Annotated in this window: 13 protein-coding genes; 8 read left to right on the forward strand and 5 right to left on the reverse strand. The window is 72.5% G+C overall.

Annotation, left to right across the window (positions count from 1 at the left end; all coding sequences use genetic code 11):
• Positions 1 to 10: 10 nt before the first annotated feature.
• The 3 genes from H508_RS0113335 to sufB are packed head-to-tail and all read right to left on the reverse strand — an operon-like array spanning position 11 to position 2,968.
• Positions 11 to 337 carry a non-heme iron oxygenase ferredoxin subunit gene (locus H508_RS0113335; RefSeq protein ID WP_026374425.1) on the reverse strand — a complete coding sequence of 109 codons (327 nt, stop codon included), beginning with the start codon at positions 335 to 337 and terminating at the stop codon, positions 11 to 13.
• Positions 334 to 1,548 (reverse strand): Fe-S cluster assembly protein SufD, encoded by a 1,215-nt coding sequence (sufD, locus tag H508_RS16480; protein ID WP_051223477.1) that lies wholly within the window; start codon positions 1,546 to 1,548, stop codon positions 334 to 336. Before sufD ends, H508_RS0113335 begins: the two co-directional genes overlap by 4 nt.
• A gap of 1 nt (position 1,549) precedes the next feature.
• The gene (gene sufB, locus H508_RS0113345; protein WP_021009464.1) at positions 1,550 to 2,968 is read right to left on the reverse strand and encodes a Fe-S cluster assembly protein SufB; all 1,419 of its coding nucleotides are present in this window, start codon (positions 2,966 to 2,968) and stop codon (positions 1,550 to 1,552) included.
• A 208-nt stretch (positions 2,969 to 3,176) separates the two neighbouring features.
• On the opposite strand from sufB, the gene H508_RS16485 reads away from it, so the two are divergent.
• Together H508_RS16485 and H508_RS0113355 are read left to right on the forward strand one after the other, a co-directional pair.
• Entirely contained in the window at positions 3,177 to 4,067 is an 891-nt protein-coding gene (locus H508_RS16485; RefSeq protein WP_051223479.1) for a COX15/CtaA family protein, read from the forward strand.
• Positions 4,064 to 5,038 carry a Ppx/GppA phosphatase family protein gene (locus H508_RS0113355; RefSeq protein ID WP_051223481.1) on the forward strand — a complete coding sequence of 325 codons (975 nt, stop codon included), beginning with the start codon at positions 4,064 to 4,066 and terminating at the stop codon, positions 5,036 to 5,038. The genes H508_RS16485 and H508_RS0113355 overlap by 4 nt, the downstream gene beginning before the upstream one ends.
• 3 nt (positions 5,039 to 5,041) lie before the next feature.
• Here H508_RS0113355 and H508_RS0113360 read toward each other — a convergent pair whose 3' ends face one another.
• Positions 5,042 to 5,236, reverse strand: coding sequence for a hypothetical protein (locus tag H508_RS0113360; protein ID WP_026374427.1), 195 nt, complete (start codon positions 5,234 to 5,236; stop codon positions 5,042 to 5,044).
• A gap of 703 nt (positions 5,237 to 5,939) precedes the next feature.
• A complete protein-coding gene (locus tag H508_RS0113370; protein WP_026374428.1) occupies positions 5,940 to 6,884 on the reverse strand; it encodes a heme o synthase in 945 nt (314 codons plus the stop codon).
• A 178-nt stretch (positions 6,885 to 7,062) separates the two neighbouring features.
• On the opposite strand from H508_RS0113370, the gene tkt reads away from it, so the two are divergent.
• The 6 genes from tkt to pgl are packed head-to-tail and all read left to right on the forward strand — an operon-like array spanning position 7,063 to position 15,091.
• Entirely contained in the window at positions 7,063 to 9,177 is a 2,115-nt protein-coding gene (gene tkt / locus H508_RS0113375) for a transketolase (protein WP_026374429.1), read from the forward strand.
• Between the two features lie 23 nt (positions 9,178 to 9,200).
• Entirely contained in the window at positions 9,201 to 10,316 is a 1,116-nt protein-coding gene (gene tal / locus H508_RS0113380) for a transaldolase (RefSeq protein ID WP_026374430.1), read from the forward strand.
• Positions 10,313 to 11,908 carry a glucose-6-phosphate isomerase gene (locus H508_RS0113385; protein ID WP_026374431.1) on the forward strand — a complete coding sequence of 532 codons (1,596 nt, stop codon included), beginning with the start codon at positions 10,313 to 10,315 and terminating at the stop codon, positions 11,906 to 11,908. The genes tal and H508_RS0113385 overlap by 4 nt, the downstream gene beginning before the upstream one ends.
• Positions 11,905 to 13,464: a glucose-6-phosphate dehydrogenase gene (gene zwf / locus H508_RS0113390; protein ID WP_035255225.1), complete on the forward strand. Its 1,560-nt coding sequence runs from the start codon at positions 11,905 to 11,907 to the stop codon at positions 13,462 to 13,464. Before H508_RS0113385 ends, zwf begins: the two co-directional genes overlap by 4 nt.
• A complete protein-coding gene (locus H508_RS0113395; protein WP_026374433.1) occupies positions 13,461 to 14,399 on the forward strand; it encodes a glucose-6-phosphate dehydrogenase assembly protein OpcA in 939 nt (312 codons plus the stop codon). Before zwf ends, H508_RS0113395 begins: the two co-directional genes overlap by 4 nt.
• Positions 14,396 to 15,091, forward strand: a complete 696-nt coding sequence (gene pgl, locus H508_RS0113400) for a 6-phosphogluconolactonase (protein WP_035255228.1) — start codon at positions 14,396 to 14,398, stop codon at positions 15,089 to 15,091. Before H508_RS0113395 ends, pgl begins: the two co-directional genes overlap by 4 nt.
• The last annotated feature ends 201 nt before the right edge of the window (positions 15,092 to 15,292 follow it).

Below are 15,292 nucleotides of genomic sequence, written 5' to 3' on the forward strand. Positions count from 1 at the left end.
TGCCGCCGCGCTACAGCTTCACGGGATTCTGGACGTCGACGAGCACGTCGTCGCCGTCGATGGTCACGGGGAAGACCGGCACCGGCTCGTAGGCGGGCAGGTTCTTCGGCTTGCCGGTGCGCAGCTCGAACTGCGAGCCGTGCGCCCAGCACTCGATGGCGTCGTCCTCGACGAAGCCCTCCGAGAGCGAGATCTCGCCGTGCGTGCAGGTGTCGCCGACGGCGTGGATCTCGCCGGCCGAGTCCTTCACGATCGCGATCGCGACGCCGTCGAGCTCGACGCGCACCGCCGAGCTCACGGCGACGTCGCCGACGCCGCATGCCCGCTGGGCGGTCATGCCCCCGCCTTCGAGGCGGGAGCGAGGCCGGCGCCGCGGCGCAGCTCCTCCTCGATCGCCTCGGCGAGCCGCTCCTCGATCTCGGGCACGCCGATCTTCTGCACGATCTCCATGAGGAAGCCGATCACGACGAGGCGGCGCGCCTCCTCCTCCTCGATGCCGCGCGACTGCAGGTAGAAGAGCTGCTCGTCGTCGAAGCGGCCGGTCGCCGAGGCGTGGCCGGCGCCGGCGATGTCGCCGGTCTTGATCTCGAGGTTCGGGATGCTGTCGGCGCGCGCGCCGTCGGTCAGCACGAGGTTCTGGTTCTTCTCGTAGCTGTCGGTGCCGGTCGCGTCCTGCCCGATGAGCACGTCGCCGATCCACACGGACCGCGCGCCCTCGCCCTGCAGCGCTCCCTTGTAGAGCACGTCGCCGCGGGTCTCGACGCCCTCGTGGAACATGAAGACCTGGCTCTCGATGTGCTGGCCGCTGTCGGAGAACGACAGGCCGAACATCTCGCCCTCGGCGCGGTGGCCCGCGAGGCGCATCGACGGGTTGACCCGCACGACGCCGCCGCCGAAGGAGACGACCATGTGCTTGAGGTACGCGCCGTCGCCGACGACCGCCTGGTGGGCCGAGGCGTGCACCGCGTCGTCCTGCCAGTCCTGCACCGAGACGAGGGTGAGCCTGGCGCCCTCGCGCACGATGATCTCGAGGTTCTGCGCGTAGCGCGCCGAGCCGGAGTGGTGCAGCACGATCGTGCCGACCGAGCCGGGCATCGCCTCGACGACGATGTGCGCGTTCGCGCGGCGCTCGGCGCCGGTGCCGTGGAGGCGCGCGATGACCGGCTGCTCCTGCACCTGGCCCTCCGGGAGGCGGATGTGCAGGGCGTTCTCGCAGCGCTTCCACGCGATCGCGCTCACGACGTCCTCGGGGCGGAACACCTCGCCGCGCGGGGCGGCGTCGTGGCCCGTCGACTCGACGAGCAGGCCGGCCGCCTCGAGCTCGGCGAGGCCGTACTCGATCGCGGGCTCGGCGCCCGTCTCGGTCTCCTCGTCGACGAGGAGCGGCGCGAGCCGCTTCAGGTCGGAGAGGCGCCAGTTGACCTCGCGGCCGGTCGGCGTGCCGAAGTCGGCCGGGTCGAACGACGTCGGCCGCTCGGAGCGGGTCTGGATCGGGACGAAGCGGTCCTCCGTCGCGAGGTGTGCGGGGGTGGTCTCAGTCGCGGTCATGTCAGCCGACGGATCCTTCCATGCTCATCTCGATGAGCTTGTTGAGCTCGAGCGCGTACTCCATCGGCAGCTCGCGCGAGATGGGCTCGATGAAGCCGCGCACGATCATCGCCATCGCCTCGGTCTCCTCGAGGCCGCGCGACATCAGGTAGAACAGCTGCTCCTCGCTCACCTTCGACACCGTCGCCTCGTGGCCGAGCACGACATCGTCGACGCGGATGTCGATGGCCGGGTAGGTGTCGGAGCGCGAGATCGTGTCGACGAGCAGGGCGTCGCACACGACGCTGTTCGCGGAGTGGTGCGCGTTCGCGTCGACCCGCACCTCGCCGCGGTAGCCGGAGCGGCCGCCGCCCCGCGCGATCGACTTCGAGACGATCGACGACGTCGTGTACGGCGCCATGTGGATCATCTTCGCGCCCGCGTCCTGGTGCTGGCCGGGGCCGGCGAACGCGACCGAGAGCGTCTCGCCCTTCGCGCGCTCGCCCACGAGGTAGATCGAGGGGTACTTCATCGTCACCTTGGAGCCGATGTTGCCGTCGATCCACTCCATCGTCGCGCCCTCCTCGGCGATGGCGCGCTTCGTCACGAGGTTGTAGACGTTGTTCGACCAGTTCTGGATCGTCGTGTAGCGAACGCGGGCGTTCTTCTTCACGATGATCTCGACGACCGCGGAGTGCAGCGAGTCGCTCGAGTAGATCGGCGCCGTGCAGCCCTCGATGTAGTGCACGTACGAGCCCTCGTCCGCGATGATGAGCGTCCGCTCGAACTGGCCCATGTTCTCCGTGTTGATGCGGAAGTAGGCCTGCAGCGGGATCTCGACGTGCACGCCCTTCGGGACGTAGACGAACGAGCCGCCCGACCACACCGCCGTGTTGAGCGCGGCGAACTTGTTGTCGCCCGTCGGGATCACGGTGCCGAAGTACTCCTCGAAGAACTCCGGGTGCTCCTTGAGCGCCGTGTCGGTGTCCATGAAGATGACGCCCTGCCGCTCCAGGTCCTCCTGGATCTGGTGGTAGACGACCTCCGACTCGTACTGCGCCGCGACGCCGGCGACGAGCCGCGCGCGCTCCGCCTCGGGGATGCCGAGCCGGTCGTACGTGTTGCGGATCTCCTCGGGGAGGTCCTCCCACGTCTGCGCCTGGCGCTCGGTCGAGCGCACGAAGTACTTGATGTTGTCGAAGTCGATGCCGGAGATGTCGGCACCCCACGTCGGCATGGGCTTCCGCTCGAACAGCTGCAGCCCCTTGAGCCGGCGCTCGAGCATCCACTCGGACTCGTTCTTGAGCGCGGAGATCTCGCGCACGACTTGCTCGTTCAGACCACGCTTCGCCGTGGCTCCAGCCTCGTCGGAGTCGTGCCAGCCGAACTCGTACTGACCCAGGCTCTCGAGCTCGGGCCGGTCGATCAGGACATCGGACATCGCTCCCCCTTCCATCCACGGATTGCAACCCAGCGGTGCTCCTCGGCATTCCGCGCGACTCGCGAACCGCCGCGGTCGGCCATACTTGAAGGGCCGTCGCACACGCCTCGCCGAAGACCGGCGCAGGGGTTCGGAGCCGATGGGCTCCCCACGATCCTACCGCGAACGGCATGAGAGGTGCACTGTGCTGGAGCGCTCACGCGGCCTGATGGCCGCGGCCTGGGCCACCCTGGTCTCGCAGATCGTCATCGTCGGCACAGGCGGCGCCGTGCGCCTGACGGGCTCGGGGCTCGGATGCACGACCTGGCCCAACTGCGAACCGGAGTCGTTCGTCCCCGTGCCCGAGCAGGGCATCCACGGGGTCATCGAGTTCACGAACCGGGTCTGGGGCGCGGTCGTCGTGGCGATCGCCGTCATCATGCTCGTGATGGCGATCCGCCGCCGGGTCGATCGCTCCATCGCATGGCTCGCCGGACTCGTGCTCGGGCTCAGCATCGCGCAGGCGCTCATCGGCGCCGTCGTCGTGTGGATGGAGCTGCGGCCCGACACGGTCGGGGTGCACTTCTTCCTCTCGGTCATCCTCGTCGCGCTCTCGGCGGTGCTGGTCTGGAAGGTCGTCGTCGGTCCGTCGGGGCCCCGCGTCGCGCCGCGCTGGCAATCGGCGCTCGTACACCTCATGACGTTCGCGCTCGTCGTGGTCATCGTGGTGGGCGTGCTCACGACCGGCTCCGGACCCCACGCGGGCGACGGCGGCGCGGCCAGGAACGGCCTCGACCCCGCGGTGATGCAGCACGTGCACGCGTGGCCCGGCTACGTGCTCCTCGCCCTGACGATCGCCGTCGTCGCCGTCGCCTGGCGGCGCGGGCCCCGGCTGCACCTGCGCTGGTCGCTCGCCCTGCTCGGCGTGATCCTCGTGCAGGTCGTGGTCGGCATCGTGCAGTCGCGGCTCGGGCTGCCGATCATGCTCGTCGGCATCCACATGGTGCTCTCGGTCGTCTCCGCGGCGATCGGCGCCGCGGTGGTGCTGTCACTGCGGCCGCCGCGGCCGGTCGACGAGCACGCGGCGCGCGCCGACGCGACGGCGGTCGTGCCGGCATGAGCGGCGACCGGCCCGTCGACGGCGCGCTCGGCGAGGTCGAGCACGGCGCGCGGCTCGGGGTGCTCGACATCGGCTCGAACACCGTGCACCTGCTGCTCGTCGACATGCGCCTCGGCGGCCGGCCCGTGCCGACGCGCTCGCACCGGCTGACGCTGCGGCTCATGCGCTACCTCGACGAGGACGGCGCGATCACCGACGAGGGCGTCGCGGCGCTCCTCGCCGCGATCCGCGAGTGCGTGGCGATCGCGCGCAGCGAGCCGCTCGACGACTTCGTCGTGATGGCGACGAGCGCCCTGCGCGAGGCCGCGAACGGCGAGGAGGTCGTCGCCCGCATCGAGCGCGAGGCCAAGGTGACCCTCGACATCCTCTCCGGGCCCGACGAGGCGCGGCTGACGTTCCTCGCGGTGCGCCGCTGGTTCGGCTGGGCGGCCGGGCGCATCCTGCTGCTCGACATCGGCGGCGGCTCGCTCGAGATCGCGATGGGCGACGACGAGGAGCCGGCGATCGCGCTCTCGGTGCCGCTCGGCGCCGGGCGGTCGACGGTCGGCTTCTTCCGCTCCGACCCGCCGTCGCTCGCCGACCAGCGGGCGCTGCGCATGTACGCGAAGGCCGTGCTCGACGACGCGGTCGCGCAGGTGCAGCCGTTCGGGCGGCCCGATCACGTCATCGGCTCGTCGAAGACGATCCGATCGCTCGCGCGGCTCGCGGGCAACGCGCTCCCCGGCATCGGCGACGGCGACCGCGCGGTGCTCACGCGCCGCCAGCTCGACGACTGGGTGCCGCGCATCGCGCGCATGGACGCCGCGTCGCGCACGGCGCTACCGGGCATCACGGCCGATCGCACCTTCCAGATCGTCGCGGGCGGCATCGTGCTGTCGGAGGCGATGCGCGCGTTCCGCGTGAAGGAGCTCGACGTGAGCCCGTGGGCGCTCCGCGAGGGCCGCCTGCTGCAGATGCTCGACCGCGTCTGACGCTCAGCGGCTCGCGATCGAGACGACGGCGCCGATGAAGGCCGGCGCCGCCGCGATGGTCGCTGCGCCGAGCAGCACGCGGCCGACGAGCACGCCGCGCCTCGAGCGCCGCGCGGCGACGAGCGCGGGCAGGGCGCGCGGCAGCGCCGCGACGACGAGCGCGCCGAGCGCGAGCACGATGCCGATCGGCAGCAGCACGACCGCCGCCGAGCGCGAGGACGGTGCCGCGGCGGCCGCTCCCAGCGCTCGACGCGAGCGCGCGGCTCGCCCGCCCCGCGATCGCGGCGAGCGCCGTGCCGTGCAGGAGCGCCAGGAGCGCGAACACGAGCACCGAGAGCCAGCCGGGGCCGAGCAGGTCGAAGTCGAGGTTGTCGGCGCGGAGCGGATCGACGAACGGCGAGCCGACGACGAGCAGCACGAGGCCGAACGCGGGGCCGGCGAGCCGGCCGCGCGGGAGCCACGGCGCCGCGAGCAGGTAGAGCGCGGCCGAGACGACCGCGATCGGCAGCGCGCCGAAGGTCGCGTACGCGAGCGTGCCCTCGAGGGTGATGTCGCCCACCACCGCCTGTCCCTCGGTGAACCGGCCCACCGCATCCGGCGAGGTGGCCGCGAGCAGCCGCATGGCGAGCCGCCCGCCCGCGCCGAGCACGAGCACGCCGGTCGCGACGCCGACGACCGTGAGGATCGCCGCCCATCGCGCGTAGTGCGCGAGCGCCGCGCGCCGCGGGTGCTCGGCGTCGACGCGCGGCCGCGCCGGCTCGACGAGCGGCTCAGCGCTCCAGGCGACGGCCATCGCGACGCCCGCGACGAGCAGGGCGCCGCACACGACGATGAGCAGCATGCGACCTCAGCTCGGTTCGGCGGAACTGAGCAGAACCTACTGCGCCGCGAGGCGCGGCGGTCAGAAGGGCAGCAGCGGGTCGACGCCGACCGCGAGGAAGATGAGCGTCAGGTAGGTGTTCGAGGCGTGGAAGACGCGCATCGCGCGCACCTCTCGCTCGCCCTTGATCGCGCGGTGGTAGAGGCCGTGCGACTCCCCCACGAACCACGCGCCCGCGAGCACCGCGACGCCGGTGTAGAGCCACCCCATCCCGCCGACCGGGATCAGCAGCAGGGTGCACGCGAGCGAGGCCCACGCGTAGAGGATGACCTGGATGCCCACCATCGGCCGGCCGCGCACGACCGAGAGCATCGGCACGTCGGCCGCCTCGTAGTCGTCGCGGTACTTCATCGACAGCGGCCAGTAGTGCGCCGGGGTCCAGAGGAACACGAGCGTGAAGAGGATCCACGCGGGCCAGTCGAGCGATCCCGTCACGCCGGCCCAGCCGATCACGACCGGGAAGCAGCCGGCGATGCCGCCCCAGACGATGTTCTGCTCGGTGCGGCGCTTGAGCAGCATCGTGTAGATGAGCACGTAGAAGCCGATCGCGGCGACCGAGAGCGCCGCGGCGAGCCACGTGGCGAAGACGCCGAGCACGAGTGTCGAGACGACCGCGAGCGTCCACGCGAAGACGCGCGCCTCGCGCACCGAGAGCGTGCCGGTCACGAGCGGGCGGTGCTGCGTGCGGTGCATGACGCGGTCGATGTCGCGGTCGAGGATCATGTTGAACGCGTTCGCGCTGCCCGCGCTCAGGAAGCCGCCGACGAGGGTCGCCACGAGGGCGCCGAGCGGCGGCACGCCGCCGGCGGCGAGGAACATCGTCGGCAGCGCCGTGACGAGCAGCAGCTCGATCACGCGCGGCTTCGTCAGCGCGACGTACGCGCCCGCCTTGACCTTGAGCGTCGCCCGACCGGGAGCCTCCGGCGCCGCGGGGGCCGAGACGCCTGACGAGGTCGCGTTCGACATGCAGCGGGGTCCTGTTCGAGTGATCGGGTGCGGGCGAGGGCCAACGGCCATCCTATCTGACTCGCGGCGTCACCTCGCGGGATCCGCCCGGGACGCGCATGCGCCCGCTCACTATGCTGAGGAGGACGCCCACCGCCCGCATCGCCGCGGCTCCGCGCCGCCGGAAGAAGGAGCCGCATTGGCATTCGAATGGACCACTGACGACCAGCGCGCCGTCGACACCGCCCGCCTGCTGGCCGCGGACGCCGTCGAGAAGGTCGGCAACGGCCACCCCGGCACGGCGATGAGCCTCGCGCCGGTCGCGCACCTGCTCTACCAGCACGTCATGGACCGCGATCCGGCTGACGACCGCTGGCTCGGTCGCGACCGCTTCATCCTCTCGGTGGGCCACTCCTCCCTCACCCAGTACGTGCAGCTCTACCTCACGGGCTCCGGCCTCGAGAAGAGCGACCTCGAGGCGCTCCGCACGTGGGGGTCGCTCACGCCGGGCCACCCCGAGTACCGCCACACGAAGGGCGTCGAGATCACGACCGGCCCGCTCGGCCAGGGCCTCGCATCCGCGGTCGGCTTCGCCTACGCGCAGCGCTTCGAGCGCGAGCTGCTCGACCCCGAGACGCCCGACGGCGAGAGCCCGTTCGACCACTACACGTACGTGATCGCCGGCGACGGCGACCTGCAGGAGGGCGTCACGAGCGAGGCCGGCTCGCTCGCGGGCCACCAGCAGCTCGGGCGCCTCATCGCCATCTACGACTCGAACGCGATCTCGATCGAGGACGACGTCGACATCGCGTTCAGCGAGGACGTCCGCGCGCGCTACGAGGCCTACGGCTGGCAGGTGCTCGAGGTCGCGTGGCGGCAGGGCGACAGCCCGACCGCCGACGAGTACGTCGAGGACGTCGAGGCCCTGCACGCCGCGATCGAGGAGGCGAAGGCCGAGACCGGCAAGCCCTCGCTCATCATCCTGCAGACGATCATCGGCTGGCCCGCGCCGACGAAGCAGGGCACGGGCAAGGCGCACGGCGCGAAGCTCGGCGCCGACGAGGTCGCCGCGGTCAAGGAGCTGCTCGGCTTCGACCCCGAGCGCTCCTTCCACGTCGACGACGCCGTGCTCGAGTACACGCGCCAGCACGCCGCGCAGCGCGCCGAGCACGCGCGCGACGCGTGGCAGCGCCGCTTCGACCTGTGGGCGAGCGCGAACCCGGAGCGCAAGGCGCTGCTCGACCGGCTGCTCTCGGGAGCCCTGCCCGAGGGCGTCGAGGATGCGCTCCCGACGTTCGAGGCGGGCACCGAGGTCTCGACCCGGGCCGCGTCGGGCAAGGTGCTCAACGCGCTCGCCGACGTGCTGCCCGAGCTGTGGGGCGGCTCCGCCGACCTCGCGGAGTCGAACAACACGACGCTCGAGAGCAAGGGATCCTTCGCGCCCGCCGAGCGCGCGACGACGTCGTGGCCCGAGGCCTCGCCGCGGGGCCGCACGATGCACTTCGGCATCCGCGAGCACGCGATGGCCGCGATCCTCAACGGCATCGTGCTGCACGGGCCGACGCGCCCCTACGGCGGCACGTTCCTCATCTTCAGCGACTACCAGCGCCCCGCGCTGCGGCTCGCGGCGCTCATGGGCGTGCACCCCATCCACGTCTGGACGCACGACTCCGTCGCGCTCGGCGAGGACGGGCCGACCCACCAGCCGATCGAGCAGCTCGCGACACTCCGCGCGATCCCCGGCTTCGAGATCGTGCGCCCCTCCGACGCGAACGAGACGGCATGGGCCTGGAAGACGATCCTCGAGCGGCGCGACCAGCCGGTCGGCATCGCCCTGACGCGCCAGAACATCCCGGTGCTCGAGCGCGGCGACGGCGACGCGACCGAGGAGACCCTCGCGCACGCCTCGAACGTCGCGAAGGGCGCGTACGTGCTCGTCGAGGCGGCCGGCGGCTCCCCCGACGTCATCCTCATCGCGACCGGCTCCGAGGTGCAGCTCGCGCTCCAGGCGCGCGATCAGCTGCAGGCCGACGGCGTCGCCGCGCGCGTCGTCGCCGCCCCCTCGCTCGAGTGGTTCGCCGAGCAGCCCGCCGAGTACCGCGAGTCCGTGCTGCCGGCCGCGGTGCGCGCGCGCGTCTCGGTCGAGGCCGGCTCGCCGCTGACGTGGCACCCGATCGTCGGCGACGCGGGCCGCTCGGTCGCGATCGACCACTTCGGCGCGAGCGCCGACTGGAAGACCCTCTTCCGCGAGTTCGGGATCACGGCCGAGGCCGTGGTCGAGGCGGCTCGCGCATCCATCGAAGCGGCTCGCTGAGCGGGCCGGCAGGAGGCAAGCACATGAACGAGAACACCCGGGCGCTCTCCGAGGCGGGCGTGAGCATCTGGCTCGACGACCTCTCGCGGCAGCGCATCGACAGCGGCACCCTCGCGGCGCTCATCACCGAGCGCGACGTCGTCGGCGTCACGACGAACCCGACGATCTTCGCGAACGCGATCGCGCAGGGCGAGTCGTACGAGGCCGCGATCCACGAGCTCGCGGCCGACGGCGCGGGCGTCGACGAGGTCATCACGGCGCTCACGACCCGTGACGTCGCGGACGCGTGCGACATCTTCGCCGACCTCTACGCATCCACCGACGGCTTCGACGGGCGCGTGTCGATCGAGGTCGATCCCGGCCACGCGCGCGACACCGAGGCCACCGTCGCGCAGGCCGCCGAGCTGCACCGCCTCGTCGACCGCGAGAACGTGCTCATCAAGATCCCCGCGACGCAGCAGGGCCTCGAGGCGATCGCCGCGACGATCGCGGCGGGCATCAGCGTCAACGTCACGCTCATCTTCTCGCTCGAGCGCTACCGCGACGTCATCAACGCGTACCTCACGGGGCTCGAGCGCGCGCAGCAGGCTGGGCGCGACCTGTCGAAGATCCACTCCGTCGCGTCGTTCTTCGTCTCGCGCGTCGACACCGAGATCGACAAGCGCCTCGACGCGATCGGCACGGACGAGGCTCGCGCGCTCAAGGGCAAGGCGGGCATCGCGAACGCGCGCCTCGCCTACCGCGTGTGGCAGGAGTCGTTCGGCTCCGAGCGGGCGAAGGCCCTGCTCGAGGCCGGCGCGAACACGCAGCGGCCCCTGTGGGCGTCGACGGGCGTCAAGGACCCCTCGCTCCCCGACACGCTCTACGTCACCGAGCTCGTCGCGCCGCACACGGTCAACACGATGCCGGAGAAGACGCTCGAGGCGGTCGCCGACCACGGGCGCATCGAGGGCGATCGCGTCTCGGGCCGCGGCGACGAGGCGGATGCGGTGCTCGACGCGCTCGAGCGCGTCGGCGTCTCCTACACCGAGGTCGTGGAGCTGCTCGAGACCGAGGGCCTCGAGAAGTTCGACGCGTCGTGGGCCGAGCTCGTCGAGACCGTGCGCGGTCACCTCGAGCAGGCGGGAGCGGGAGCATGACCTTCATCATCACGGCCTCGGGCGCCGCGCAGGAGGCGATCGACCGCGTCGTGCCGCAGCTCGTCGTCGACGGCGTCGCGGGGCGGCTCGTCTCGGGCGACGCGACGCTGTGGGGCGAGGCGGCCGAGGCCGAGGCCTCCGTGCGGCTCGGCTGGGTCGACGCCGCGGCGTCGAGCGCCGGCCTCGTCGACGACATCGAGGCGCTCCGGAAGCAGCTGCGGCAGCGCGGCGTCGACCGCATCGCGCTCGCCGGCATGGGCGGCTCGTCGCTCGCGCCCGAGGTCATCACGCGCACCGCGGGCGTGCACCTCACGGTGCTCGACTCGACCGAGCCGGGCCAGGTGCGGCGCGCGCTGCGCGACGGCCTCGCGCGCACGGCGCTCGTCGTCTCGTCGAAGTCGGGCTCGACGCTCGAGACCGACAGCCAGCGACGCGCCTTCGAGCAGGCCTACCGCGATGCGGGCATCGACCCGGTCGAGCGCATCATCGTCGTGACCGACCCCGGCTCCCCGCTCGACCAGGACGCGCGCCGCGCGGGCTACCGCGTCTTCAACGCCGACCCGAACGTCGGCGGGCGCTACTCGGCGCTCACCGCCTTCGGCATCGTGCCCTCGGGCCTCGCGGGCGTCGACGTGCGCTCGCTGCTCGACGAGGCGCTCGCCGCGCTCCCCGAGATCACCGAGGACGCCGACGACAACCCCGGGCTGCGGCTCGCCGCCGCGATCGCCGGCACGAGGCCGCTGCGCGACAAGCTCGCGTTCGTCGCCGACGGCACGCACATCGTCGGCCTCGGCGACTGGGCCGAGCAGCTCATCGCCGAGTCGACCGGCAAGGACGGCGTCGGCATCCTGCCGGTCGTGCTCGAGAAGGACGCGCCCGAGCTCTCCGCCGACCTCCCCGACCTGCAGGTCGTGCGCCTCGTCGGCTCCGCCCGCGAGGCGCAGCACGTCGAGCCGGGCGAGATCGAGGTCGCCGGCACGCTCGGCGCGCAGTTCCTCGTCTGGGAGTTCGCGACGGCCGTCGCCGGCCGGCTGCTCGGCATCAACCCGTTCGACCAGCCCGACGTCGAGTCGGCGAAGGTCGCCGCGCGCGGCCTGCTCGACGCGCTCGAGCCGCCGGCGGCTCCCGAGCACGTCGACGCGGGGATCGAGCTGCGCGGCACCGCCGGTGTCGTGCACGACTCGGTCGACGCATCCATCGACGCCCTGCTCGCCCAGCTCACGGGCGAGGGCTACCTCGCGATCCACGCCTACCTCGACCGCATCGGGCAGCCGCGGTTCGAGCGGCTGCGCGAGGCCTTCGCGGCGCGCACCGGCCGACCCGTCACGTTCGGCTGGGGGCCGCGCTTCCTGCACTCGACCGGGCAGTACCACAAGGGCGGCACGCCGAACGGGGTGTTCCTGCAGCTGCTCGGCCAGCCGCACGAGGACCTCGAGATCCCCGGTCGGTCGTTCACCTTCGGGCAGCTGCTGCAGGCGCAGGCCTCGGGCGACGCGAGCGTGCTCGCCGAGCACGGCAGGCCCGTGCTGACGCTCACGCTCGACGACCTCGACGAGGGGCTCGACCGGCTCCTCGCCGCCGCTCGCCGATGACCGTCGCGACGGCCGAGGCCGTCACGATCGCGGCGGGCCAGAACCCCCTGCGCGACCCGTCCGACCAGCGCCTCACGCGCATCCCCGGTCCGAACGCCATGACGTTCTTCGGCGTCACGGGCGACCTCGCGCGGAAGAAGCTGCTGCCGGCGGTCTACGACCTCGCGAACCGCGGCCTGCTGCCGCCGGGCTTCGGCCTCGTCGGCTTCGGCCGCCGGGACTGGGACGACGAGGCCTTCGCGCGCATGGTGCGCGAGTCGGTGCAGCAGCACGCTCGCACCGCCTTCCGCGAGTCGGTATGGCGGCAGCTCGCCGAGGGCGTCCGCTTCGTGCAGGGCGACTTCGACGACGACGCGGCGTTCGACCGGCTCGCCGAGGTCCTCGCCGAGCTCGACCGCACGCGCGGCACGATGGGCAACCACGCCTTCTACCTGTCGATCCCGCCGAACGCGTTCCCGCTCGTCACGCAGCAGCTCAAGCGCTCCGGCCTCGCCGAGGCCGACGGCGAGCGGTGGCGGCGCGTCGTGATCGAGAAGCCGTTCGGGCACGACCTCGCATCGGCGCGCGAGCTCAACCAGGTCGTCGAGTCGGTGTTCCCCGCCGACAGCGTCTTCCGCATCGACCACTACCTCGGCAAGGAGACGGTGCAGAACATCCTCGCGCTGCGCTTCGCGAACGCGCTGTGGGAGCCGATCTGGAACGCCAACCACATCGACCACGTGCAGATCACGATGGCGGAGGACATCGGCGTCGGCGGCCGCGCCGGCTACTACGACGGCATCGGCGCCGCGCGCGACGTCATCCAGAACCACCTGCTGCAGCTCTTCGCGCTCACCGCGATGGAGGAGCCGGTCTCGTTCGACGCCGCCGACCTGCGGGTCGAGAAGGAGAAGGTGCTGCGCGCCGCGCGCGTGCCGCTCCCCCTCGAGCACTCGAGCGCCCGCGGGCAGTACGACGCCGGCTGGCACGGCGGCACGCTCGTGAAGGGCTTCCTCGAGGAGGAGGGCATGCGGCCCGACTCCGCGACCGAGACCTACGCCGCGATCAAGCTCGAGGTCGACACCCGTCGCTGGTCGGGCGTGCCGTTCTACCTCCGCGCAGGCAAGCGCCTCGGCCGCCGGGTCACCGAGATCGCGATCGTCTTCAAGCGAGCGTCGCAGTACCTCTTCGAGGAGTCGGACATCCGCACGATGAGCGAGAACGCGCTCGTCATCCGCGTGCAGCCCGACGAAGGCGTCTCGATGCGCTTCGGCTCGAAGGTGCCGGGGCCGGGGATGCACGTGCGCGACGTGACGATGGACTTCGGCTACGGCCACGCCTTCACCGAGGAGAGCCCCGAGGCGTACGAGCGCCTCATCCTCGACGTGCTGCTCGGCGACCCGCCGCTCTTCCCCCGGCACGAGGAGGTCGAGCTCGCCTGGAGGATCCTCGACCCGATCGAGGAGCACTGGGAGGCGCAGGGCGGCCCGATCGACCAGTACGAGCCCGGCTCGTGGGGACCGCGGAGCGCGCACGAGCTGCTCGCCCGCGACGGACGGCACTGGAGGCGCCCGTGATCATCCGACTCTCCCGCACGACGACCGCCGAGGTGCAGCGGCGGATGCTCGAGATCCGCGAGGAGGGCGGCGTCGTCGCCCTCGGCCGCGTGCTCACGCTCGTCATCCACACGCAGATCGGCGCCGAGGAGGAGGCGATCCGCGCCGCCAACCAGGCCTCGCGCGAGCACCCGATGCGCGTCATCGTCGTCTCCCGCAACCCCGACCACGTGAACGCCGACGAGGAGCCGCGGCTCGACGCCGAGCTGCGGGTCGGCGCCGACGCGGGCGCGAGCGAGGTCGTGCTCCTGCAGTGCTACGGCGAGCTGGGCTCGCACCTGCTCGGCATCGTGCAGGGGCTGCTGCTGCCCGACGCCCCCGTCGTCGCGTGGTGGCCGAGCTTCATGCCCGAGACCCCCTCGGCGTCGCAGCTCGGGCAGATCTCGCAGCGCCGCATCACCGACTCCGGCAAGCAGGCCGACCCGCACGCCGCGATCCTCAGGCTCGCCGGCTGCTACCGGCCCGGCGACACCGACCTCGCGTGGACGCGGCTGACGAACTGGCGCGCGCACCTCGCGGCGCTGCTCGACCAGCCGCCGTTCGAGCCGGTGCACGGCGGCGTGGTCTCGGGCGACCTCGGCAACCCGAGCGTGCACCTCATGGCGGCGTGGCTGCAGCTGCGGCTGCGGGTGCCGATCGAGAAGGTCGAGGCAGGCGAGACGCCGACCGGCTCGAGCGGCCTCCACGCCGTCGAGCTGCACCGCTCGAGCGGCGAGTCGTCGCTCACGCGCGTGCGCGACTCCGTGGGGATCCTCCGCCAGCCCGGCCAGCCGGAGCACCACGTCGCGCTGTCGACGCGCGGGCTCGAGGACCAGCTCGCCGAGGAGCTGCGCAAGCTCGCACCCGACGACATGTACCGCCAGGTGCTCGCTTCGACTCTCGAGGAGGCAGCGTGAAGCCCGTCGTGCACCAGGACCGCGCCGCGCTCGTCGGGGCCGCGGCGGGATCGCTCGAGGCACTCATCGCCGAGCTCGTCGAGCGGCAGGGCCGCGCGACGATCGCCCTCACGGGCGGCTCGGTCGGCACCGAGCTGCTCGCGGCGCTCGCCGATCGCCCGATCGACTGGGCGCGCGTGACGCTGACGTGGAGCGACGAGCGCTTCGTCGAGGCCGACTCGAGCGAGCGCAACGCGATGCAGGCGCGCGAGGCGCTCATCGACCGCGTCGAGATCCCGAGCGCGAGCGTGCTCGAGCTCCCGGCCGCCGACGGCCGCTCGCTCGACGAGGCGGCGGAGGCGGCGACGGCGATGCTGCGCGAGCTCAGGCCCATCGACCTGACGCTCCTCGGCATGGGACCCGACGCGCACGTCGCCTCGCTCTTCCCCGGTCTGCCGGGCGTGCACGCCGAGGGGACGGCCGTCATCGCGGTGCGCGACTCCCCCAAGCCCCCGCCCGAGCGCTTGAGCTTCACGCTCGGGGCGATCAACGCATCCGATAGGGTCTGGCTCGTCGTCGCTGGCGAGGACAAGGCGGATGCCGTGGCGCGCGTGCTCGGCGGAGCCGACCTCGCCGAGGCGCCCGCCGTGGGCGTCGCGGGGCGGCTCGAGACGGTCATGCACCTCGACGCGGAGGCGGCTTCGCGGCTCTAGCCCGGCGACCGAGTGGCGCCCGCGGCGCCTGGGCGGCGCCTGCGGTGCCTGAGCGGCGGCTGCGGGCTCCCCTCAGTCGCGGGAGCCGCCAGTCAGACCCGGGAGGCGCCACTCGCATGCGGGAGGCGCCGATCAGCGCAGGCGGGCACGGGGATGCGAGAGCGGCCGCCCTGCCGGAGCAGGACGGCCGCTGCGTCTCGA

The organism is Agrococcus lahaulensis DSM 17612, assembly GCF_000425105.1.
GTDB classification, from domain to species: Bacteria; Actinomycetota; Actinomycetes; order Actinomycetales; family Microbacteriaceae; genus Agrococcus; species Agrococcus lahaulensis.